The organism is Pseudonocardia sp. TRM90224 (assembly GCF_021245725.1).
Lineage (GTDB): Bacteria > Actinomycetota > Actinomycetes > Mycobacteriales > Pseudonocardiaceae > Pseudonocardia.
In genome coordinates, this window is sequence record NZ_JAJGSX010000021.1 from 1 (window position 1) to 20,921 (window position 20,921).

The 20,921-nt window shown below is 72.4% G+C and carries 20 protein-coding genes; 10 read left to right on the forward strand and 10 right to left on the reverse strand.

What is annotated here, in order from left to right:
* The first annotated feature begins 293 nt into the window (after positions 1–293).
* The 5 genes from LL648_RS25860 to LL648_RS25880 are packed head-to-tail and all read left to right on the forward strand — an operon-like array spanning position 294 to position 5,012.
* Entirely contained in the window at positions 294–1,055 is a 762-nt protein-coding gene (locus LL648_RS25860; protein WP_232665322.1) for a S1C family serine protease, read from the forward strand.
* A gap of 11 nt (positions 1,056–1,066) precedes the next feature.
* Positions 1,067–2,065, forward strand: coding sequence for an AAA family ATPase (locus LL648_RS25865; protein ID WP_232665323.1), 999 nt, complete (start codon positions 1,067–1,069; stop codon positions 2,063–2,065).
* On the forward strand, positions 2,062–2,955 hold the full coding sequence (locus LL648_RS25870; protein WP_232665324.1) for a DUF58 domain-containing protein: 894 nt from the start codon (positions 2,062–2,064) through the stop codon (positions 2,953–2,955). The genes LL648_RS25865 and LL648_RS25870 overlap by 4 nt, the downstream gene beginning before the upstream one ends.
* Positions 2,952–3,938 carry a vWA domain-containing protein gene (locus tag LL648_RS25875; RefSeq protein ID WP_232665325.1) on the forward strand — a complete coding sequence of 329 codons (987 nt, stop codon included), beginning with the start codon at positions 2,952–2,954 and terminating at the stop codon, positions 3,936–3,938. The genes LL648_RS25870 and LL648_RS25875 overlap by 4 nt, the downstream gene beginning before the upstream one ends.
* A gap of 3 nt (positions 3,939–3,941) precedes the next feature.
* Positions 3,942–5,012 carry a vWA domain-containing protein gene (locus LL648_RS25880; RefSeq protein WP_232665326.1) on the forward strand — a complete coding sequence of 357 codons (1,071 nt, stop codon included), beginning with the start codon at positions 3,942–3,944 and terminating at the stop codon, positions 5,010–5,012.
* Here the strand turns inward: LL648_RS25880 and LL648_RS25885 are convergent.
* Both LL648_RS25885 and LL648_RS25890 read right to left on the reverse strand, forming a co-directional pair.
* Positions 4,960–6,231, reverse strand: coding sequence for an MFS transporter (locus LL648_RS25885; RefSeq protein WP_232665327.1), 1,272 nt, complete (start codon positions 6,229–6,231; stop codon positions 4,960–4,962). The genes LL648_RS25880 and LL648_RS25885 overlap by 53 nt on opposite strands.
* Positions 6,222–6,707: an HVO_A0114 family putative DNA-binding protein gene (locus LL648_RS25890; protein ID WP_232665328.1), complete on the reverse strand. Its 486-nt coding sequence runs from the start codon at positions 6,705–6,707 to the stop codon at positions 6,222–6,224. Before LL648_RS25890 ends, LL648_RS25885 begins: the two co-directional genes overlap by 10 nt.
* 185 nt (positions 6,708–6,892) lie before the next feature.
* Here LL648_RS25890 and LL648_RS25895 point away from each other — a divergent pair, with 185 nt between their 5' ends.
* Positions 6,893–7,333: a hypothetical protein gene (locus tag LL648_RS25895; RefSeq protein WP_232665329.1), complete on the forward strand. Its 441-nt coding sequence runs from the start codon at positions 6,893–6,895 to the stop codon at positions 7,331–7,333.
* A gap of 136 nt (positions 7,334–7,469) precedes the next feature.
* On the forward strand, positions 7,470–8,228 hold the full coding sequence (locus LL648_RS25900) for a class I SAM-dependent methyltransferase (protein ID WP_232665330.1): 759 nt from the start codon (positions 7,470–7,472) through the stop codon (positions 8,226–8,228).
* Positions 8,229–8,572: 344 nt separating this feature from the next.
* On the opposite strand, the gene LL648_RS25905 is transcribed toward LL648_RS25900, so the two are convergent.
* Together LL648_RS25905 and LL648_RS25910 are read right to left on the reverse strand one after the other, a co-directional pair.
* Positions 8,573–9,031 carry a DUF2231 domain-containing protein gene (locus LL648_RS25905; RefSeq protein ID WP_232665331.1) on the reverse strand — a complete coding sequence of 153 codons (459 nt, stop codon included), beginning with the start codon at positions 9,029–9,031 and terminating at the stop codon, positions 8,573–8,575.
* A gap of 80 nt (positions 9,032–9,111) precedes the next feature.
* A complete protein-coding gene (locus LL648_RS25910) occupies positions 9,112–9,294 on the reverse strand; it encodes a YegP family protein (RefSeq protein WP_232665332.1) in 183 nt (60 codons plus the stop codon).
* A 164-nt stretch (positions 9,295–9,458) separates the two neighbouring features.
* Between LL648_RS25910 and LL648_RS25915 the strand changes: the two genes are divergently transcribed.
* Entirely contained in the window at positions 9,459–11,696 is a 2,238-nt protein-coding gene (locus LL648_RS25915; protein ID WP_232665333.1) for a helicase-associated domain-containing protein, read from the forward strand.
* Between the two features lie 27 nt (positions 11,697–11,723).
* Here LL648_RS25915 and LL648_RS25920 read toward each other — a convergent pair whose 3' ends face one another.
* From LL648_RS25920 to LL648_RS25930, 4 genes are all read right to left on the reverse strand, one after another.
* Positions 11,724–13,700, reverse strand: a complete 1,977-nt coding sequence (locus tag LL648_RS25920) for a M13 family metallopeptidase (protein WP_232665334.1) — start codon at positions 13,698–13,700, stop codon at positions 11,724–11,726.
* A 53-nt stretch (positions 13,701–13,753) separates the two neighbouring features.
* The gene (locus tag LL648_RS44305) at positions 13,754–13,885 is read right to left on the reverse strand and encodes a hypothetical protein (protein ID WP_255686479.1); all 132 of its coding nucleotides are present in this window, start codon (positions 13,883–13,885) and stop codon (positions 13,754–13,756) included.
* Positions 13,886–14,080: 195 nt separating this feature from the next.
* Positions 14,081–15,238: an epoxide hydrolase family protein gene (locus LL648_RS25925; protein ID WP_232665335.1), complete on the reverse strand. Its 1,158-nt coding sequence runs from the start codon at positions 15,236–15,238 to the stop codon at positions 14,081–14,083.
* A 47-nt stretch (positions 15,239–15,285) separates the two neighbouring features.
* Entirely contained in the window at positions 15,286–15,672 is a 387-nt protein-coding gene (locus LL648_RS25930; RefSeq protein WP_232665336.1) for a nuclear transport factor 2 family protein, read from the reverse strand.
* Positions 15,673–15,727: 55 nt separating this feature from the next.
* Between LL648_RS25930 and sigJ the strand changes: the two genes are divergently transcribed.
* Positions 15,728–16,579, forward strand: coding sequence for an RNA polymerase sigma factor SigJ (gene sigJ, locus LL648_RS25935; RefSeq protein WP_232665337.1), 852 nt, complete (start codon positions 15,728–15,730; stop codon positions 16,577–16,579).
* Here sigJ and LL648_RS25940 read toward each other — a convergent pair.
* Positions 16,542–17,180 (reverse strand): FMN-binding negative transcriptional regulator, encoded by a 639-nt coding sequence (locus LL648_RS25940; RefSeq protein WP_232665338.1) that lies wholly within the window; start codon positions 17,178–17,180, stop codon positions 16,542–16,544. The two genes, sigJ and LL648_RS25940, sit on opposite strands and share 38 nt — an antisense overlap.
* Positions 17,180–19,075, reverse strand: coding sequence for a primary-amine oxidase (locus LL648_RS25945; RefSeq protein WP_232665339.1), 1,896 nt, complete (start codon positions 19,073–19,075; stop codon positions 17,180–17,182). The genes LL648_RS25940 and LL648_RS25945 overlap by 1 nt, the downstream gene beginning before the upstream one ends.
* A gap of 233 nt (positions 19,076–19,308) precedes the next feature.
* Between LL648_RS25945 and LL648_RS25950 the strand changes: the two genes are divergently transcribed.
* Complete coding sequence (locus tag LL648_RS25950; protein ID WP_232665340.1) at positions 19,309–20,913, forward strand: ABC transporter substrate-binding protein; 1,605 nt, start codon at positions 19,309–19,311, stop codon at positions 20,911–20,913.
* Positions 20,914–20,921: the final 8 nt, after the last annotated feature.

A 20,921-nucleotide genomic window follows, 5' to 3' on the forward strand; every position in this document is an offset into this window, starting at 1 on the left:
TCACGCGATGGCTTCTCCCATGCGCTGCGACGCGCGCGACGACCGGGACTTACACCACCAGCGGGGACGTCACCCCCGTCCACCCCGACTCGCGCCCTGCCCGGCCCCGACTCGCGCCCGGGCCCGGCCCCGGCTCGCGCACCGGGCCGGCCCGACTCGCCCGAGCCTGCCCGCGCTCGACGCTCGCGCGCCCGTACGCCGAATGTCGTAATCTCCCCGTGATCTGTGTGGATCAACTATGTGTTCATCCTCGTCCACATCGTTTCTCGGTTTCCCGGCGTAGTGTGCGATAAATGCGGAGGCGGGTGGTGCTGCTCGGTGCAGGGGCCGCCGTCGTGCTGCTCGGGCTTGCGCTGTGGTGGTTCATCCCTGCCTCGCCCACCCCGCTGACCTCGGCGGATGTTGATGCTGCCGTGCAGCGGGGCATCGAGCAGGCCGAGCGGCAGGAGCGTGAGTTGCCGCCCGATGCGTCCGTCGCCTTTCAGGCGATCAGTCCCTCGCTGGCGACGGTCCGTACGTTCGGTGCGAATGCCGGCCTCGGCAGTGGGGTGATCGTCAATGCCGACGGGGTGGTGCTCACGGCATTGCACGTCGTCGCCGGGGCCGAGCGGATCCAGGTGGAGTTCGCCGACGGCACGACGGCCACGGGGAGCGTGGCGGGCAGCCAGCCGGAGAGCGACATCGCCGTGCTCGCCGTCGACCGGCTGCCCGAGATCGTGGTGCCCGCGGTGCTCGCCGGCCCGCCGTCGGTGGGGGCGGACGTGTTCGCCGTCGGCAACCCGCTCGGCCTGGAACGGACGCTGACCGCCGGGGTGGTGTCCGCTACCGACCGCGGGATCTCGTCAGGCTCGGGGCCACCGTTGCTCGGGCTCATCCAGTTCGACGCCGCCGTCAACCCCGGCAACAGTGGCGGCCCGCTGATCAACCCGGCCGGGCAGGTCGTCGGCATCGTGACGGGCCTGGCCAACCCGGCCAAGCAGGACTTCTTCGTCGGGATCGGGTTCGCCGTCCCGATCGCCACCGCCGCCGGTGGGGCCGGTGGGCCCCAGCAATGAACAGGGGAGCAATGACCAGCAACGAGCTTCCACTCGAACCGGCGCTCTACCAGGTGAAGAAGACCATCGTCGGGCAGGACGGCCTGCTCGAACGCATGCTGGTCGCGCTGCTGGCGCGCGGTCACCTCCTGGTCGAGGGGGTGCCCGGGCTGGCCAAGACGATGGCGATCAAGACGCTCGCCGGGACCGTCGGCGGGCAGTTCCAACGCATTCAGTTCACAGCCGACCTCGTCCCCGCCGACGTCGTCGGCACCCGCATCTACAACCAGCGCGCCGGCGAGTTCCAGGTGTCGTTCGGCCCGGTGTTCACGAACCTCCTGCTCGCCGACGAGATCAACCGCGCCCCGGCGAAGGTGCAGAGCGCGCTGCTGGAGGTGATGCAGGAACGGCAGGTGACGATCGGCCGCGAGAGCTACCCGGCGCCCGACCCGTTCCTGGTGATGGCCACGCAGAACCCCATCGAGTCCGAAGGCACCTACCCGCTGCCGGAGGCGCAGCTCGACCGCTTCATGTTCAAGGTGCTCGTCGGCTACCCGACCGCGACGCAGGAGTTCGTCGTCGTGGAGCGGATGATCGCGGCGGTCGAGGCGGTCGCGCCGGTGATCGACCTCCCGACGCTGCTCGGCTTCCAGCAGGCCGCCGACGCCGTCTACGTCGACCCGGAGATCATCCAGTACGCCGTGCGGCTCAGCACCGCAACACGCGACCTCTCGGCCGCCGGCCATCCCGACCTCGCCAAGTACGTGTCCTTCGGGGCGAGCCCGCGCGCGTCGATCAACATGGTGCTCGGCGCGCGGGCGCTCGCGTTCCTCCGCGGCCGCGACTACGCGTTGCCGAGCGACGCCCGCGAGCTGGCCAAGGACGTCCTGCGGCACCGGATCGTGCTCTCCTACGAGGCGCTCGCCGACGACGTCTCCGCCGACGACCTGCTCGATCCGCTCATCGCGGCCGTTCCGCTCCCGGAGATCGAGGTGCCCGAGCGCGGCGCGCTGAGCGCGCCGAAGCAGTGACGGGAACCGCGGCGCTCACCCCCGAACGGGTGCTGCGCCGCATCGAGTGGCGGGTGCTGCGCCGCCTCGACGGTCGCCTGCAGGGCGACTACCGCACGGTGTTCCGCGGCACCGGCGTCGACGTCGCCGACCTGCGCGAGTACCAGGTCGGTGACGACCTGCGGCACGTCGACTGGAACGTCACCGCCCGCACCGACGTCACACACGTCCGGGAGTTCCACGAGGACCGCGAGGTCACGGCATGGCTACTGCTGGACGGCTCGGCGTCGATGGACTTCGGTCCCGTCGAGCGGCGCAAGCACGTCGTGCTGGCCGAGGTGGCCGCGACGGTCGCGCAGTTGCTCTCCCGTGGCGGCAACCGGGTCGGCGCGTTGCTCTTCGACTCGAAGGTGCGCGAGACGGTGCCGCCGGGCAGCGGCCGCAACCAGGTGCTGCGCATCCTCGCCCGGCTCCTCGCGGTGGTCCCCGCCGAGAGGCGCGGCACGACCGACCTGACCGCGGCGCTGCGGGCGGCGCTGGGGATCGTGCGCCGCCGCTCGCTCGTCGTGGTGGTCTCCGACTTCCTCGGTGAGCCCGGGTGGCAGCGGCCGCTCGGGCAGCTCGCCCGGCGCAACGACGTCGTGGCCATCCAGGTGGTGGACCGGCGCGAGTTCGAGCTTCCGGCCGCGGGGATGGTCTATGTCGAGGACGCCGAGACCGGCGAGGTGATCTTCGTGGACACCGACGACCCGGGCTTCCAGGAACGGCTGCGCGCGGGCGCGGGCGCGCGGCAGGCCGGGCTCGCCGCCGACCTGCGCTCCGCGGGTCTCGAGCTGTTCACGGTGTCGACGGACGAGGACATGGTCAGGGCGCTGCTGCGGATCGCGCACCTGCGCAGGCGCCGGCCATGAGCTTCGTGTGGCCGTGGATGCTGCTCGGCCTGGTCGCCGTGCCGCTCGCCGTGCTCTGGTACCGGCGGCTGCTGCGAGCCCGCGCGGAGCGCCGCGCCCGGCTGGCCGCGATCGGGCTCGTCGCCCCCGCATCGGCGTCGGGGCGGCGCAGGCACATCCCGCCCGTCTTGCTGCTCGTCGCGCTGGCCCTGATGCTGGTTGCGCTGGCCCGCCCGGAGGCGGTCGTGCCGCAACCGCGCCAGGAGGGCACCGTGATCCTCGCGTTCGACGTGTCGTCCAGCATGGCGGCCACCGACATCACCCCGAGCCGGATCGAGGCGGCCAAGGTCGCCGCCCGCGCGTTCGTGGACCGGCAGCCGCCGACCGTGCGGGTGGGCGTGGTGGCGTTCAGCGGCAGCGGGCTGGTGACGCAGGAGGCGACGGCCGACCGCGCCGTCGTGCTCGCTGCGATCGACCGGCTCGCGCCCCACGGCGGCACCGCGCTCGCGCGCGGACTGCAGACCTCGCTCAGCGCCGTCGCCGGCAAGCCGGTGCTCGTCGATGAAGGCGGGGCGGGCTCGATCGAGCCGCAAGGCCCCGACCTGGGCTATCACGGATCCGCGGCGATCATCTTGCTCTCCGACGGCGAGAACACCGACGATCCCGACCCGATCGAGGTCGCCGAGATCGCCTCCAGCGCGGGCGTGCGCGTCTACCCGATCGGCATCGGGAGCCCGGACGGCACGGTCCTGGAGATCGACGGGTTCCAGGTGGCGACGGCGCTCGACGAGCCGATGCTGCGCGACATCGCGACCCGGACCGACGGCCGGTACTTCCCGGCGGCCGACGAGCGGGCGCTGGCGGCGGTGTACGACTCGATCGAGCTGGAGTGGACGGTCGAGGCCGAGCACATCGAGATCACCGCGCTCGTCGCCGCGGCGGCCGCGGTGCTGGTGCTGCTCGGCGTCGCGCTCTCGGTCACGTGGTTCGGCAGGGCGGTGTAGCGCATGGGTGTCCAGTGGCCGTTCGTCCTGCTCTCCCTCCTCGCGGTGCCGGTGGTGGCCTACCTCTATGTCCGGCAGCTGCGCAGGCGCCGCCGCCAGGCGGTGCGCTACTCGAGCGTCGCGCTGATCAAGGCGGCTGCGCCGCCGCGCTCGGCGTGGCGGCGGCACGTCGCATTTGCGCTGGTCCTCGGCGCGCTGGCGGTGCTGGGGGTGGCCGCGGCGCGTCCGCAGGTGCGGATGGACGTCCCGGTATCGGAGTCGGCGCTGATCATCGCGTTGGACGTCTCCGGCTCGATGTGCTCGACCGATGTCGCGCCCAACCGGCTGACCGCCGCACAGGCGGCCGTCCGCGAGTTCGTGACGAAGCAGGACGGCTCGACGAGCATCGGACTGGTGCTGTTCTCCGGGTTCGCGCAGGTCGCGGTGGCCCCGACCACCGACCGCGACCCACTGCTGCGTGCGATCGACTCACTCACCACCGGCCGCGGCACCACGATCGGCGCGGCCATCCTGAAGTCGGTCGACGCGATCGCGGAGATCAACCCGGACGTCGCTCCGGCCGACCCGGCTGCCGGCGCTCCTGCCGGCCCCGCTGCCCCGCCGCGGGCGGAGGGGCAGTACGCCCCGGAGATCGTCGTGCTGCTGACCGACGGTGCGAACACACGCGGCATCGAGCCGGAGGAGGCCGCCGACATCGCCGCGGAACGTGGCGTGCGGGTGTACCCGATCGGCTTCGGCACCCGCAACCCGACGTCGATGGTGTGCTCGGCGGCGCAGCTCGGCGGCTCCGGGTTCGAGGGCTCCGGCGGCGGTTTCGGCAGGTCCGACCGGGTCGGGCGGAGCTACCTCGTCGCCGACGAGTCGACGTTGCAGGAGGTGGCCGACCGTACCGGCGGCGAGTACTTCTCCGCCGCCGACGCCGACCGGCTGCAGACCGTGCTGGACGAGCTGCCACGCACCGTCTCCACCCAGCAGCGCGACGTGGAGGTGAGCGTCTGGCTCGTCGGGCTGGCGTTGGCGCTCATGGCGGCGGGGGTGGTGGCGGCGGCTCGGTGGACGGCGTTCCCTGCTTGACGGCGGTGAACGTGCGCAGCGCCGGCGTGGATGCGGCAACCCCGAGCACGGCCACGACGCACAGCACACCACCGCTGACCAGCGACACCACCGACGACGTCCCGCTCGCGACGAGACCGGCGCGCACGTTGCCGATGTCGGGCCCGGCCGCCCCGACGATCATCTCCGCGGCGAGCACCCTGCCCTGCAGGCCGTCCGGGGTGCTCAGCTGGATCACCGTGTTGCGCGAGACGACGGTGACGGTGTCGGCGGCGCCGGCCAGCACCAGCGCCGCGAGCCCCACCCACGGGTCCGTGACCAGCCCGAACACCGCCAGGAAGGCGCCCCACGCCGCCGAGCCGCCGATCATCACGTAGCCGGGACGCAGCCGGCGCGTGAACGTGCCCGAGAGCAGCGACGCGGCCACCCCGCCGACCGCGATCGCGGTGAGGAACAGCCCGAGCGTGCGCGGGTCGTTGCCGAACCGCTCGGCGTTGACCAGCGGGAACAAGCTGATCGGCATGGAGAGGACGGTCGCGGCGAGGTCGGTCAGCAGCGCGCCGCGCACGACCGGGGTGCGCAGCACGAACCGCACACCCTCGACCGTCGCGGCGAGCCCCGGCAGCGACGGTCCGGACGGGCGCATCGCCGGCAGCCCGAACGCGCCGAGGAAGGCGAGCGCGAACGACGCGGCGTCCACCAGGTAGCACGCGCCGAGCCCCCACGCACCGATGACGAGCCCGCCGAGCGCCGGTCCGACGAGCATCGAGAGCTGGAACGAGATGCCGTTGAGCGCCATGCCGGCAGCAACGTGCTCCCTGGGCAGCAGCGCCGGGATGAACGACCGGGCGGCCGGTCCGGAGCCCGCCGCGATCGTGGACTGCACGGCGAGCACACCCAGCACCGCGAGCACCGGCATCCCGCCGGCGAACGCTTGTACGGCGAGCACCGCGGAGCACGCCGCGAGCCCGGTCGTCGTGAACAGGTAGAACCGGCGCCTGTCGACCCGGTCGACGACCGTCCCGGCGAAGAGCCCGAACAGGACCAGCGGCAGCGCGTGCGCCAGGCCGACCGCGCCGGTCCAGATCGTGCTGCCGGTCTGCTGCCACACCTGGAACATCACCGCGACCGCGCTCATCTGGCCGCCGATGGCCGAGAACGCGCGTCCGAGCCACAGCATCCGGAACTGCTGCGAGACGCGCAGCGGGGTGAGATCGATGAACGCCCTGCTCAGTGCCATTCCGGTGCCTGCCGCAGCTGGTCGCGGATGCGGTCGTGGAAGCTGCGGCGCCGCAACGCCTCCTCCATGTCGGCGACGACCCGGCTCAGCGGGTAGGGCAGCTCGGCCTCCAGCTCGATCATCGCCGCCTCCGTCGCCCGCCACTCGGCGGCGAGCTTCGCGGCCAGCGCCTCCGCCTTCTCGGTGAGCGCCACCCGCTTGCTCCTGGCATCGCGACCGGCGGTGGTCCGGACGAACCCGGCGTCGCGCATCGCCGCGACCTTCTGGCTCATCGCCGAGTGCGTGCGCTGCACGGAATCGGCCAGCTCGCGGATCGTCATCGGGCCCCGGGCGTGGAGGCGGAGCAGCTCCATCACCCAGCTCGGCTTCAGCTCGGGCAGCTCCGCCTCGGCGTACAGCAGGGCGATGTCGTTGTCCATCGCGGACTGCAGGAGCCGCAGTGGCCGCCAGACGCTGTCCTCGGTCGGGTCGAACATGCAGGCACTGTAACAGTGCTTATACATATCGGACGAACACGCTGCGCCGAACGGCCTCAGTCACCGATCGTGCGTAACGGCTTGCGCTGCGTCGTCGAAATTCCAGGCGCCCCCCGCACATCGGCGCTCCCCGTCGGCCGCGAGCCGAACCGCCGATCGCTCTACCCCTGAATCGGAGATCAACCGTGCTCGGTGCACACCGCTTCGCGTTCCTCGGCCTCGCTGTTGCCACGCTCGGCGTGCTGATCGCCGGGACGGCGTACGCGACCCAGTCGCAGTCGCATCCCGAGCCCGACGCCCTGACCAGCTTCGACGAGCTCGCCGGGCTGCCGTGCAACACCGGCACCGACGACGAAGGCGTCGTCGTGATCGACATCGCCCCACCCGAGTGGGGCTCCGGGATCCGGCTGACGTGCTGGACCGAGGACACGGTCGAGGCGCCGCGGGTGCCGGAGCCGCCGCGGCCTGAGCCTGAGCCGACGCGGCCGCCACGCACGACGATCGACGGGGGCGGCCCGGACCCCGACCCCGAACCGACCACGAAGCCGACCAAACCGACGAAGACGACGAAGCCGGCGCCGACCGAGGACCCGGAGCCGACCACCACGTCGGCAACTGGTGCCTGATCTCCACCGCCGCGGGTTCCGCACGCGAGGGCAGGAAAGCCACTTTCAGGCCCTGTGAGGGCAGGAAAGTGGCTTTCCTGCCCTTCCCAGCCACGTGCCGCACCGGGCGGAGCCCCGGGCGAGGCATGATCGAGACGTGGATGGTCCTGAGCCCGACCGTTGGTCCGCTGTCGCGGACGTCTGGGACGAGCTGTGGGGCCGGTTCGCCGAACCGGCGTGGGCGGTCGTGCTGGAGGCGGCCGGTGTCGGGGCCGGTTCGCGGGTGCTCGACGTCGGCTGCGGCTCCGGCAACTTCCTCGCCTTCGCCGCGGCTGCTGGTGCGGAGGTGGCGGGCGTCGATCCGGCGCCGCACATGGTCCGGCTCGCCCGCGCGCGCGTGCCGGGCGCCGACATCCGCGAGGGCACCGCGGAGCCGCTGCCCTGGCCCGACGGCACGTTCGACCTGGTCACGGCGTTCAATGCGCTGCAGTTCGCCGAGGACACCTTCGACGCGCTCGCCGAGTTCGGCAGGGTCGCGCGGCCGGCGGGCCTCGTTGCGATCGTGAACTGGGCGGAGGCCGCGCGCAACGACCTCGACACCATCGAGGCCGCCGTCGCGGCCGCGGCGGGGGAGGAGGTCCGGCCGGGCGGGGAGCTGCGTGAGCCCGGCGGGCTGGAGGGGGTGCTGCGCGAGGCCGGCTTCGAGGTCGTCGCGGCAGGTCTGGTCGAGGTGCCGTGGGCCGTCGCCGACGACGAGACGCTCGTCCGGGGCGTCCTGATGGGCGAGGACGACGAGGGGATCGCTGCGGCGGCACCTGCGGTGGTCGCCGCCGCCGAGCCGTTCCGCACTGCTGACGGCGGCTACCGGACGGTCAACGCGTTCCGGTTCGCGGTCGGGCGCACGCCTGCCGCGTGACGTGTCAGATCGCGTCCAGGATTTCGTCAGGACCAGCGGTTACGGTCGGCCGCCGGTGGACGTATCCGACAATTGGGAGTGGTTGACCGTGAACCTCCTGCACTTCATCGATCGACGAGTGACGGATGCCGGGGACCGGCTCCTGGAGCGCGTGGTGCCCCGTTCGACGGCCGCCGCGCGGCCCCTGGTCTGGTGTTGGTTGATCCGGCCGTGCTGCGCGCGGGTCAGCCAGGGCCGGATCGAGCGGGGCTACATCGAGGTCAACGGCGAGACCGGCCGTGACTGCAGCGGGTGCATCACGTTCGGAGAGCCGTGCTGACGGTTGACGGGGGCGGGCGCCCTGACTACGGCGTGACGTGCCCCCAGACGGCGGCCGAGCCGCTGTGGCCGGCGAGGACGGTGCACACGATCGCGGCGATGCCGGCGAGCGCGCTCGCCGTCGCGGCGACCCGCGGCGCCGGGCCCGTCATGCGGCGTTCGAGGACCACGGACGCGACCGTGAGCACGGCGAAGATCCAGCTCGCGACGACGGTGTAGAGGCCGAACCGGCCGTGCTGCGCGATCACCGGCGCGAAGCCGGGAGTGATCTCGATGGCCGCTTCGAGCTGGTCGCCCGCGAGCTTCGCCATCGTGGCCGTGATGGCGCCGACAACCGCGGCCAGCGCCACGAGCACGCCGTAGGTGCGACCCCACACCGGCCGGACCGCCAGCGCGATCGCGCCGACGGCGGCCAGTGGGACCAGCACGACCACGGCATGGACGAGTAGCGGGTGCGCCGGGATTCCGTCGACGGTGATGAGCACCGCGACATCCTGCCTGAGCGCACCCGCTCAGGACGACAGATCAGACAAATGCGACCAACTCGTGCCCGTTGCGGGCAGAGTCAGTCCTCGGTGTCGACGATCTTCGCGCCGTTGGCGGCGTTCTGCACCGCCTCGCAGCCCTTGTGCGCGGCCGCCTTCGACGAGTAGCCCTGGCCCGACGCGACGACCTCGCCGTTCCCAGCCTTCAGACGGAACCGGAACTTCCCGTCCTTGCCTTCGTAGACCTCGAACTTGCCAGCCATGACGGCCCCCTTCGCCGGTGAACGAGACAACCTGGCCGGGACCTTATCGCGCTGACGATCACCTTGCAGCCATAGACGCACTGGTCGGTCACTCAATCGGGTGGCCCATCCGGTTCGGCCAGGCGCTGCACGGGCTTCGTCGCCGTGATGGTGCGATGGAGGGCATGTCGTATGCCGACCACCTCGCGGGTCTCGACAGCAAGGCGCTGGTCACGTTGCTCGACCAGCGCCCCGACGTGCTCGTGGAGCCGGCGCCGCGCTCTTTCGAGGAACTCGAACTGCGGCTCAACGGCGTCGACTCGCTCACCCTCGCGCTGCAATCGATGAACGCCGACGAGCTGTCGGTCGCTCGCATGATCGTGCTCACCGGGATGGCCGAGCCGGAGATGCTTGCCGCGTCCCTCCTCTCCGATGCCGCGACCATCGTGGAGGTGCTCGACGGGCTGTTCGCCAGGGGCCTGGCATGGCGGGTCGGCGAGCGGATCCGGTTCCCCGACCTGCTCGACGAGTTGTTCGCGCGTGGCGTCGCACCGTTCCGCCCGCTCCGCGCCATCCTCAAGCAGGCGTACGCGGACGACGTGCGCACCTTGCTCGGCTCGCTCGGCGGCAACCCGGCCGGTCTGACGAAGCCGGCGGCCGTCGAGGAGGTCATCAGGCGGTTCGCTTCCGCGGACCGCATCGTGGCCGCCTACGACCAGCTGCCGGTGCCCGCCCGTCTCCACCTGGACCGGCTGCGGGAGCCGGGTGGCATCGTGTTCGGATCACCCGCCGGCGTCCAGGAGGGTGTGCTGGTCCGGGCCGGTTTGCTGGTCCGCGGGCTGTACGGGCGGGTGGAGCTGCCGCGCGAGGTGGCCGTCGTGTTCGCGGCAGGCGATTCGAGGAGAGTCAGCGGGCGCCCTCGGCTCCCCGCGGCGACCGAAGCGCTCGACGAGGGTCGAGCGGCGGCGGAGGCGGCCGTCGGGATGGTGACCGCTCTGCTCGACGAGGCCGCGCGACGCCCGCTCGCGGCCTTGAAGAGGGGCGGCGTCGGAAGCAGGGAACGCACCAGGCTCGGCAAGCAGGCCGGCGTCACGCTGCCCGCGTTGGCCATCGACGCGGCCTACGCGACCGGGCTGCTCGCCGAGGGCGCCGACGGGTACGTGCCGTCGCCGGACTTCCCCGGGTGGCGGGCGGGTGCGCCGGGGCGGCGCTGGGCGGGGCTCGTGCAAGCCTGGTTCGACCTCGACTTCGCCCCGACGAGCCGCGAGACCGACGACGGCGAAGCGCCGCCGCCCGTCCACATGGAGTCCGGCGCGGGGCTGGTGCGACGTGCGGTGTTGCGGGCGGCAGCGGGCGGCCGGTCGCTCCGCGCGGTGGTCGCGACCGTCGGATGGTTCTGCCCCATGAACGGCTACGACGACGAAGGGTTGGCCCGCAAGGTGCGGGCGGTGCGCGACGAGGCCACCGCGCTCGGTGTGCTGTCGGGTGACCGGTTGACGCAGCTCGGGGAGCTGCTCGTCGAGCTGGAAGACCGGCCGGATGAGCTGGCGGCGCGCGCCTCGGAGCTGCTCGCGGCGACCGAGGGCATGGTGGTGTTCCAGTCGGATCTCTCCGCAGTCGTGTCCGGCCAGGTCAGCGTCGCTGCGCACCGGCTGCTCACCGCGACGGCCGTGCTGGAGGCCAACGACGTCGCCGCGACCTGGCGGTTCACCCCGGCCAGCATGCGGGCCGCCTTCGACACCGGCTACACGGCCGACGAGCTGCGGGCGGCTTTCGTGGAGGTGTCGGGCCGGCCGTTGCCGCAACCGCTGGACTACCTGATCTCCGACGTGCAGCGGCGGCACGGCGCGGTCCGGGTCCGCACGGTGAAGTGCTGTGTCACCGGCGCCGAAGGCGACATCGGCGAGATCGAGCACACGCGCTCGCTCAAGCCGCTCGCGCTGCGCCGGATCGCGCCGACCGTGCTGGTCACGTCGACCGAGGCGGGAAAGGTGCTTGCCGCGCTGCGCGCCGCCGGGTTCGCGCCGATGCCGGAGAACGAGGACGGCGTCGTCGTGCTGCAGCGGCGGCAGGTGACCGAGGCGCCGCAGGAGCTTCGCGTGGCCGCCCGCCCGCGGATCACCGCCGCGGACCTCGTCGACCGCTTGGCCGGCGAGGTCGACGTACCGGCGCCGGCGTCGCTCGGCCGGCTCACCGAACTGGCCCGCCACCTCGATCTCGCGCAGGTCACGTTGCTCGCCGATGCGCTGGACAACGGCCGTGACGTGCGGATCGTCTACCGCAACTCCGCCCACAACCGGTCCGAGCGCGTGATCCGCCCGCTGCAGCTGCGCGGGAGGTGGCTCACGTCGTGGTGCCACACCCGCAAGGCCGAGCGGGACTTCACCCTCACCGGCATCGAATCGGTCGGGCCGGTCGGATAGACCGGCCCGACCGGCTCGGGGACGGTCTCACCAGATGCGCACCCGCTCCTCCGGTGCGGTGTAGAGGGCGTCGCCCTCCTTGACGTCGAAGGCGTCGTGGAACGCGTCGAGGTTGGTGACGACGGCGTTGCACCGCAGGTCCGGCGGCGAGTGCGGGTCGATCGCGAGCCGACGCACGGCCTCCGCCTCGCGGGTGACGACCCGCCACACCTGCGCCCAGCCGAAGAGCACCCGCTGCAGCCCGGTCAGGCCGTCGAGCACCGGCGGTTCCGCCCCGGCCGTCGCGATCGTGTACGCCTTGAGCGCGATCGTGAGGCCGCCGAGGTCGCCGATGTTCTCCCCGACCGTGAGCGCGCCGTTGACCTTGTGGTCGGGCAGCCCGGCCGGGGACAGCGCGTTGTACTGGGCGATCAGGGCGTCGGCGCGGCGTTCGAACTCGGTGCGGTCGGCGGCCTCCCACCAGTCGGTCATGTTGCCGTCGCCGTCGTACTTGGAGCCCTGGTCGTCGAAGCCGTGGCCGATCTCGTGGCCGATCACGGCGCCGATGCCGCCGTAGTTGGCGGCGTCGTCGGCCTCGGCGTCGAAGAACGGCGGCTGCAGGATCGCGGCGGGGAACACGATCTCGTTCATCCGCGGGTTGTAGTAGGCGTTGACGGTCTGCGGCGTCATGAACCACTCGTCGCGGTCGACCGGCTTGCCGATCTTGTCGAGCTCGTGGTCGGTGAGCCACGCGCCGGTGCGCAGCACGTTGCCGAGCAGGTCGTCGGGCTTGATCTCCAGCGCCGAGTAGTCCTTCCAGCGCTCCGGGTAGCCGACCTTCGGGGTGAACTTCTCGAGCTTCGCGAGCGCGCGCTCGCGCGTGCCGGGGCTCATCCAGTCGAGCGTGCTGATGCTCTGCCGGTAGGCCTCGACGAGGTTCGCGACGAGCGTGACCATCCGCTCCTTCGCCGCGCCGGGGAAGTGGCGCTCGACGTAGAGCTTGCCGATCGACTCGCCGACGGCGCCCTCGACCAGCTCGACGCCGCGCTTCCACCGCTCACGCAGCTGCGGGGTGCCCGAGAGGGTGCGGCCGTGGAACGCGAAGTCCTCCTCGACGACGGCGTCGTGCAGGTAGTCGGAGCAGGTCGCGGCGGTGCGGATGGCGAGCCACGCCTGCCACTGCGCGAGCGGGCGCTCCGCGAAGAGCCGCGCGGCGGCGGTGACGAAGCTCGGCTGGCGCACGATGACCTCGTCGAACGTGCCCGCGGGCGCGCCGAGCCCAGCCAGCCACGCCTCCCACGGGAACTGCGGCGCCTGCTCGCGCAACGCGGCGAACGTCAGCAACGTGTAGGTCTTCTCGGCATCGCGGTTGGTGACGCGGTCCCACGACTCGGCCGCGAGCGCGGTCTCCAACTCCATCACCGTCGCGGCGAGCGCCGCCGGCTCGGGCAGGCCGACCAGCTCGGCCAGTCGGGCGAGGTGGGCGACGTACTCGGTGCGGATCTCGGCGTAGGTGTCCTCGCGGTAGTACGACTCGTCGGGCAGCCCGAGCCCCGACTGGGAGAGGTGCACGAGGTAGCGGGTGGAGTCCTTCGCGTCGGTGCTCACGAACGCGCCGAACAGGGACGCGCGGCCCTCGCGCTGGCGGCGTCCGAGCGCGGCGGCCAGCTGCGTGGCGTCACCGGCCGCGGCGATGTCGTCGAGCAGCGGTCGCAGCGGCGCGGCACCGGCGGCCTCGATCCGCTCGACGTCCATGAACGACGTGAACAGGTCGCCGATCTTCTGCGCGTCCGATCCGGGGGCCGCCGACGACGCCGCGGCCTCCTCGACGATCGTCCTGACGTCTTCCTCGGAACGATCGCGCAGCACGCGGAACGTGCCGTCCTGCGAGCGGTCGTCGGGGATCACGTGCGTGTTCAGCCACCGGCCGTTGACGTGCTGGAACAGGTCGTCCTGGGGGCGGGTCGCCGCATCGACCCAGTCGAGGTCGATACCGCTTCGCGTCTCGGGCGAGGTCGAGGTCATACCTCATCTTGCCTCGCGCGCGGCCGCCCGTGCCGCTGCGTATCGAGAAGCGGTCAGAACAGGATGAGGGCGAGCACGAACAGCAGCACGGTCCCGGCGAACAAGACGCCGATGATCCGTCCCGCGGTGTCGCTCGCCGTGAGCGGGCCCCGCGCCGGGGACCTGCCGGGTGCGATGGCGGTCATACCTGGACATCGCGCAAACGGCCGCAAGGGTTAACGCAAACCTCCCCACCGTTTTGGGTGGATGCGCGCTCCGCAGGCGCGCATCCACCCAAAACGATGGGGAAGTCGGGGCGGGGCGGACGCAACTTCCCCACCGTTTTGCCTACTTGCACACCCCCAGGGCCGTGCAGGTTGGCAAAACGGTGGGGACGTTCGTCAGCGCAGGGTGCGGAAGAACTCCCGGACGTCGGTGAGGAGCAGCTCCGGCTCCTCCATCGCCGCGAAGTGGCCGCCGCGGTCGACCTCGACCCAGTGCGTGATCGTGTTCTCCTGCTCGGCGTAGCGGCGGATGCCGACGTCGTGGGCGAAGACGATCGCGCCGGTGGGCACTCCGGAGTTCGCGGGCTTCGCGCCCCACCCGGACGCCTGCGCGTACCCGACGTAGGCCGCGGAGCCCGCGGTGCCGGTGAACCAGTACAGGCTGACGTTGGTCAGGATCCGGTCGCGGTCGAGGATCGTGTCGGGGAGCTCGTGGCGCGGGTGCGTCCACTCCCGGAACTTGTCCATGATCCACGCGAGCTGCCCGACGGGCGAGTCGACCAGCCCGTACGCGAGCGTCTGCGGGCGGGTGCCCTGGATCGCGATGTAGCCGAACTCCTCCTGCATGAACGCCCCGATGCGCCGCACCCGGTCGCGCTCGACGTCGGTGAGCGAGGCCAGCTCGTCGTCGGCGAGCGGCAGCGGGGGCATCACGCCCGGTCCGCCGTTGACGTGCACACCGACGACGTTCTCGGGCGCGGCCCGGCCCACCTCGGGCGAGACGGACGCGCCGATGTCGCCGCCCTGCACGCCGTAGCGCTCGTAGCCGAGCCTGCGCATCAGCTCCGCCCACGCCCGCGCGATGCGCGCGGTGTCCCAACCCGCCTCGGTGACCGGCCCGGAGAACCCGAACCCGGGCAGCGACGGGATCACGACGTGGAACGCGTCGCGTGCGTCGCCGCCGTGCGAGCGCGGGTCGGTGAGCGGCCCGATCACGTCGAGGAACTCGACGATCGAGCCGGGCCAGCCGTGCGTGAGCAGGAGAGGCATCGCGTCCGCCTCGGCCGAGCGGACGTGCAGGAAGTGGATCCGCTGCCCGTCGATCTCGGTGGTGAACTGCGGGTGCTTGTTCAGCTCCTGCTCGGCCTGGCGCCAGTCGTACGACGTCCCCCAGTGCTCGACGAGCTCGCGCAGGTACGCAACGGGCACGCCGGTGTCCCATCCGTCGCCGGGCAGCGGCGCGGGGAGCCGGGCGGCGCCGAGCCGCGCACGCAGGTCGTCGATCTGCGCCTGGGGGACGTCGATCCGGAAGGGGATGATCTCCTCGTTGCTCATAGGGAAGAGTCAACAGCCCTTGCCGGACAGAAGTTGTCCTACTTCGGTCAGAACATTCCGTGCGGGTTCAACGGGGTCGCGGGGACCGGCTGGACGACGTCCCAGTGCTCGACGACGAGCCCGTCGAGCAGCCGGAAGATGTCGACGATCGCGACGGTCACCCCGTCCGGCCGGGTGAGGCTGCTGTGCACGGCGACCAGCTCGCCGTCGGCGATGACCCGCCGGACCGTCGACTCGGAGTGGATCAACGCCTCGCCCGCGGGGGTGCGGAAGAAGTCGAGGAACGCGTCGCGGGCGGTCCGTTCGGCAGGGTCGTGCGGGATGACCGGGTTGTGGGAGACGAAGTCGCCGTGCAGGAGCACAGCGGCGGCGTCGAGGTCCTTGGCGTCGAAGACGAGTGCCACAAGCTCTTCGACGATCATGCGGTTGCTCATGCAGGGGAGACGGATCCCGAGCCCGCCGCGTCACGCGGGTACGTTCGAGATCGACATGACCGACCCGTTCGAGACCGAGCGCGCTGCGCTCTTCGGCGTCGCCTACCGGATGCTCGGCACCCGCACCGACGCCGAGGACGTCCTGCAGGAGGCGTGGCTGCGCTGGAACCGCGTCGACCGCACCACCGTCGAGAATCCCCGCGCCTACGTGTTCCGGCTGGTCGCGAACGAGTCGATCGACCACCTGCGCCGGGTCCGCGCGCGACGTGAGGACTACACGGGCCCGTGGCTGCCCGAGCCGCTGGTCGGCGACGCGGCGACGGCCGTGGAGCTGCGCGAGTCGGCGTCGCTCGGGCTGCTCCTCGTGCTGGAATCGCTCTCGCCGGACGAGCGTGCGGTGTTCGTGCTGCACGAGGCGTTCGACTTCGGCCACGCCGAGATCGCGGAGCTGCTCGGGCGCAGCGAGCGTGCCGTGCGGCAGCTTGCCTACCGGTCGCGCCAGCACGTGCGAGCCGGCCGCCCGCGCGGCGAGCCGGCGCCCGGTGACCACCGCGAGCTGGTGGAGCGGTTCATGGCCGCCGCGGTGGACGGTGACGTCGAGGGGCTGCTGGCGCTGCTCGCGCCCGACGCCGAGTTCCGCGCCGACTCCGACGGCCGCCGCGAGACGCCCCGCGAGCCGGTGCGCGGTGCGGCGGCGATCGCAGCGTGGTTCCGCCTCGCGGCCCCGTTCTGGCCTGCCGACCTGCAGGTCGGCGTGACCGCGGTGAACGGGGGACCGGGCGTTCTCGTCACCGGTGGCGACACCCCGTTCCTCGTCGCCGCCTTCGAGATCGACGGCGCGGGTCGCGTCGCCGAGCTGCTCGCCGTGCTCAGCCCGGAGAAGCTTGCGGCTGCACGGCGGCCATGAGCTCGGCGAGCGCGGGGTTGCTGCCGGCGATGTCCGCCCCGACCCGCCCGCGGACGTCCGCCGGCATGTCCTGGCTCAGCTTGAACATGCTCCGCACCGCGGTGACGTGCACCCGGAACGCGACGACGTGCGGGGCGAGCTCGGCGAACCGGGCCCGCGACGCAGCCATGTCCCACCCGGGGTCGCGCTGCGACTCCAACGCCCGCACCGTCGCCTCGACGACGTGCAGCGTCGTCGCGGGGTCGTCGGCCAGCTCGACGGTGCCCGTGACGTGCACGGCTGCGTAGTTCAGCGTCGGCACCGCCGGCGCGAACCCGTAGGTGCTGGGTGAGACGTAGCCGTGGCCGCTGGAGAAGACCAGCAACACCGGCGGGCCGTCGGCGAACGCCTGCCATTGCGGGTTCCGCCGTGCCATGTGGCCGAGCAGGGTCACGCCGTCGAGCGCGTCCGGCGCCGGGGTGTCGGGCGGGAGGATCACCGGCACGTGCGTCGCGACCGGCGCATCGTCGGACGTGCTGACCACCAGGGCGAACGGGTGCCGGCGGACCAGCTCCACCTCGGCCGCTGCCGACGGCGCGGCGTACGCCCCGTAGACGTGCATCAGCGCGCCGAGGGCGGCACATCGAGGGTCGGGTTGCGGTCGAAGAAGCCGACCGGGCGCAGCGCGAAGCCGCAACGGTCCACCGGCATCACCGGCCAGTCCTCGGGCCGCGGGAAGTGCGTCATGCCGAAGCTGTGCCAGACGACGATCTCGGTGCCGTCGACGTCGCGGTCGGCGGCGGCGAACGCCGGCAGGCCACGGCCGGGGGCGCCCTGGTTGACGAGATCACCGGCCGGGTGCCGCTCGGCCTCGTCGTAGCGAGTGACCCACAGGTGCTTGGTCGCGAACGTCGCCCGGCCGTGGATCGCCGAGCCCTCGGCGGCGAGCAGCGTCGGTTGCGCCTGGGGGACCAGCGCGTATGCCGGGTGCTCGCCGAGCCGGTTGCGGCGCTCGGGGTTGACGACGTGCCAGGCGCGGCCGGCCGCCGGGTCGGCGTCGCGGCGCGCGGCCAGCTCGGTGCGCAGCCGGGTGCTGCGCCGGCGGAACGCGTTGCCGTGCGGGTTGTCGGGGCCGAACGGGACGCGCTCCACCTCGACCTCGTCGACCGCGTTCGTGCTGCCGTCGACCGCCATGTCGAGCCGAACGTTGAACAGGTGCTGGTGGTACGGGGCGGCGAGCCCGGGCGCGACCTGCGACGCGTAAGGGGCGATCCGCTCGTCGTAGTGGGCGGTGAAGACGACACCGGTGGCCTTCGCCTCCAGCTCGATCGTGCCGTCGAGGTACAGGTGCCAGTAGAAGCCGTAGTCGTAGTTGCCGACCGTCACGAAGAACGAGATCACCAGCCGCCGCTGGCGCCGGGTCTGGCGGCTCTTGTTGGCCGGATCGGTGTGCTTCCACAGCACCCCGACGTCCTCCTCGTGGATGCAGATCGCGTTGCGCAGCGTCATCGGCTCACCGGCGCCGTCGGCGATGACGGCGTCGAGGTAGGTGATCTCGCCGAGGCAGTCGCAGCCCAGCTCGAGCGTGTTCGCGAGGCTGCCGAGCTGGTACTCGCCGGTGTCGAAGTAGTTCTGCCAGAACCGGACGGGACCGGGGTCGGCGTAGGGCACGACCATCTCCGCCACCGACGCCCGGTGCAGCACCGGCCGCATCCGCTCGCCGTCGCGGATCGCGACCGAGCGCAGGATCAGGCCTTCGCGCATGTCGTAGTCGAGGCGCAGCCGCCAGCCCTCCCACTCCAGCACGTGGTCGTCGACCGTGAAGCCGGGCCCCTCGGGCTGGGTGATGCGCAGCGGCTTCAGCGTGGTCCGGACGGGGCCGCTGACCTGCGGGTCGTCGTAGTCGCCCGACTCCTGCGGGATCGGCAGGGCGCCGGTGTCGACGATCTCGACGACCGCGCGCTCGATCAGGTCGACCGTCGCGACCAGCCCGTCGACGGGGTGCGCCCAGATCATCGTCTCCTCGGCGGGGCGCCAGTGCGCGAGGACGCGCACCAGGCGGCGTCCGGCGTGCCCGGGCGGGTCGTCGGCGAAGTGGCCGGCCGAGAGCGCGGCGACGAAGACCTGCTTCGGGTCGGCGATGCCGCGCCGTTGCAGCGCGGCGCACCACTTCTCGTCGGCCGCCATGATCTCCCGGACCCGCTCGTGCTCCTCGGCGAGCAGCGGCACGTGGCCGTCGTGCGCGGGATCGAGGGGGATGCGGGCGACGACGGCGGCGTCGGTCAGCGAGACCCGCACGTCCTCGGAGCGCCCGGTCATGACGTCGAGCAGGAGGGCCCGCACCAGCCGGGGGACCGGTTCGCCGGCCTGCTCGAAGCGGGTGATCGCGGCACGGCCCGGCTCGACCACACCGACGTAGGCGAAGCGGACGGACGGCCCCAGCACGCCCGCGGCGTCGAGCACCGCCCGCGCCGCGGTGATCTCGCCGGGGGTGAGCGGTGCGAGCGGGTGGGTCACAAGCCCTCCAGACGTCGTGCCGGAACGTTGCGGCAAACTGGCCTCGACGATAAGCGGCTGGGACGTCGTCGGGCAATCCTCCGGCTCCGCCGGTGGTTCAGGAAAGCCACTTTCCTGTCCTGAGAGTTCAGGAAAGTGGCTTTCCTGAACCCTCCCGCACCCACCCCTTGACGGGCGGAGGGGGCGGACGCTCTAATCACTGCCCAATGCGTAACGTTCCGGCAGGAGGCTCCGTGCGACGGATCGGGACCGTGCTCGTGGCTGCCGCCGCCGTGCTGGGCAGCGCGTGCGCGGCCCCCGTCGTCGCGCCGACCGTTACCCCGGTCGCACCGGGCCTGCTCGCCATCGCCGACCCCGCCGCCCCGCCGGGCGGTGTGCTGGAGCTGCAGATCCCGATCGACACGGGCGCCGCGAGCGGACTCGACCCGCAGCTCGCCGACGTCGCCGTCTCGTGGCAGCTGATGTCGCTGGTCTACGAGACGCTCGTGGTGATCGGCCCGGGTTTCCGGATCGAGCCGGGTCTCGCGGTGAGCTGGGAGACGCCGAGCCCGACCGAGTACGTCTTCCACCTCCGCGAGGGCGTCACGTTCGCCAACGGCCGGCCCATGGATGCCGCTGACGTCGTCGGCAGCCTCGAGCGCCTGCTCGCCGGGCCCGGCGTCTGGGCGACGCAGGTCGGCCCGGTCGCGTCGGTCGCCGCGGTCGACGACCGGACCGTCCGGGTGGTGCTGGACCGCCCGTACACGCCGTTCCTCGCCGCGCTCGCGAACACGCCGGCCGCGGTGCTGCCGATGCGTGAGATCGCCGCCGGCACCGTCGACCCGGCCACGACGATGCTCGGCACCGGCCCGTTCGTCGCCGAGTTCCACCGCCAGGACGTGCTGTGGCGCTTCGCCCGCCGGCCCGGCTACTGGGCGCCGGCCCGGCCGGCCGCCGACAAGATCATCGTCTCGATCGTCCCGCAGGAGTCGACGCGGATCGCCGCGCTGCAGAACCAGAGCGCCGATTTCGCGGTGCTCGGCAACGTCGACGCCCCGCAGCTGCTCGCCGGGGTCCGCGGTGTGGTCGCGCTCCCGCAGGCCACCACCGACTTCTACTACCTGATGCTCAACAACAACGCGCCGGGCGGGAAGTTCGCCGACCCGCGCGTCCGCACCGCGGTCAACATCGCCATGGACCGCACGCAGATCGCCGCGGTCGCCACCGCGGGCCTGGGCACGCCCACCGGCGTCACCCCGGCCGGCCTCCCGGACGCCTGCGACCCGGCAGCGCTCCCGTCCGCGACGGCCGATCTCGACGAGGCCCGCCGGCTCCTCGCCGAGGCCGGCGCGACCGACCTGTCCTTCACCCTCACCGCGTTCTCCACCGAGCCCGCGCCCGCCGTCGCGCAGGTGATCCAGCAGAACCTCGCCCGCATCGGCGTGCGCGTCACCATCCAGCAGCTGGACGAGGGCAGCTGGGCGGGCGCCGTCTACGGCGAGGTGCCGGCCCGGTTCGACGCGGCGCTCTCGTGGTTCGCCGGTTACGCCGACGCCGGCATGGTCGCGCAGTGGTGGAAGCCGGAGCAGGCCCAGTTCAACATCGGCTTCATGGCGCCGGACGCCGGGCTCACGGCTGCCGTCGACACCGCGCTCGCCGCACCGGAAGGCCCGGGACGCCCGGTCGCGCTGCGCGAGCTGTGCGCGGCCGTCGACCGCGACGCCCAGATGATCCCGCTCGTGACCAGGCCGGTTGTCGTCGGCTACCGGGCCGACGCCGTCAGCCCGACGGTGTTCGCGACCGAGGGCTACGGCAACGTCCTGCGCCGCGCCGCCGACTTCCGCGTCCTCGGTCGGTGAGGGGGTTG

What these genes read in the sequence shown, in the direction of transcription:
- LL648_RS25930 (WP_232665336.1), bottom strand. Translation starts at nt 15,672, where the DNA reads ATGAGCAACCGCATGATCGTCGAAGAGCTTGTGGCACTCGTCTTCGAC.
- LL648_RS25915 (WP_232665333.1), top strand. Translation starts at nt 9,459, where the DNA reads ATGTCGTATGCCGACCACCTCGCGGGTCTCGACAGCAAGGCGCTGGTC.
- LL648_RS25920 (WP_232665334.1), bottom strand. Translation starts at nt 13,700, where the DNA reads ATGACCTCGACCTCGCCCGAGACGCGAAGCGGTATCGACCTCGACTGG.
- sigJ (WP_232665337.1), top strand. Translation starts at nt 15,728, where the DNA reads ATGACCGACCCGTTCGAGACCGAGCGCGCTGCGCTCTTCGGCGTCGCC.
- LL648_RS25910 (WP_232665332.1), bottom strand. Translation starts at nt 9,294, where the DNA reads ATGGCTGGCAAGTTCGAGGTCTACGAAGGCAAGGACGGGAAGTTCCGG.
- LL648_RS25925 (WP_232665335.1), bottom strand. Translation starts at nt 15,238, where the DNA reads ATGAGCAACGAGGAGATCATCCCCTTCCGGATCGACGTCCCCCAGGCG.
- LL648_RS25940 (WP_232665338.1), bottom strand. Translation starts at nt 17,180, where the DNA reads ATGCACGTCTACGGGGCGTACGCCGCGCCGTCGGCAGCGGCCGAGGTG.
- LL648_RS25880 (WP_232665326.1), top strand. Translation starts at nt 3,942, where the DNA reads ATGGGTGTCCAGTGGCCGTTCGTCCTGCTCTCCCTCCTCGCGGTGCCG.
- LL648_RS25885 (WP_232665327.1), bottom strand. Translation starts at nt 6,231, where the DNA reads ATGGCACTGAGCAGGGCGTTCATCGATCTCACCCCGCTGCGCGTCTCG.
- LL648_RS44305 (WP_255686479.1), bottom strand. Translation starts at nt 13,885, where the DNA reads ATGACCGCCATCGCACCCGGCAGGTCCCCGGCGCGGGGCCCGCTCACG.
- LL648_RS25865 (WP_232665323.1), top strand. Translation starts at nt 1,067, where the DNA reads ATGACCAGCAACGAGCTTCCACTCGAACCGGCGCTCTACCAGGTGAAG.
- LL648_RS25890 (WP_232665328.1), bottom strand. Translation starts at nt 6,707, where the DNA reads ATGTTCGACCCGACCGAGGACAGCGTCTGGCGGCCACTGCGGCTCCTG.
- LL648_RS25860 (WP_232665322.1), top strand. Translation starts at nt 294, where the DNA reads ATGCGGAGGCGGGTGGTGCTGCTCGGTGCAGGGGCCGCCGTCGTGCTG.
- LL648_RS25875 (WP_232665325.1), top strand. Translation starts at nt 2,952, where the DNA reads ATGAGCTTCGTGTGGCCGTGGATGCTGCTCGGCCTGGTCGCCGTGCCG.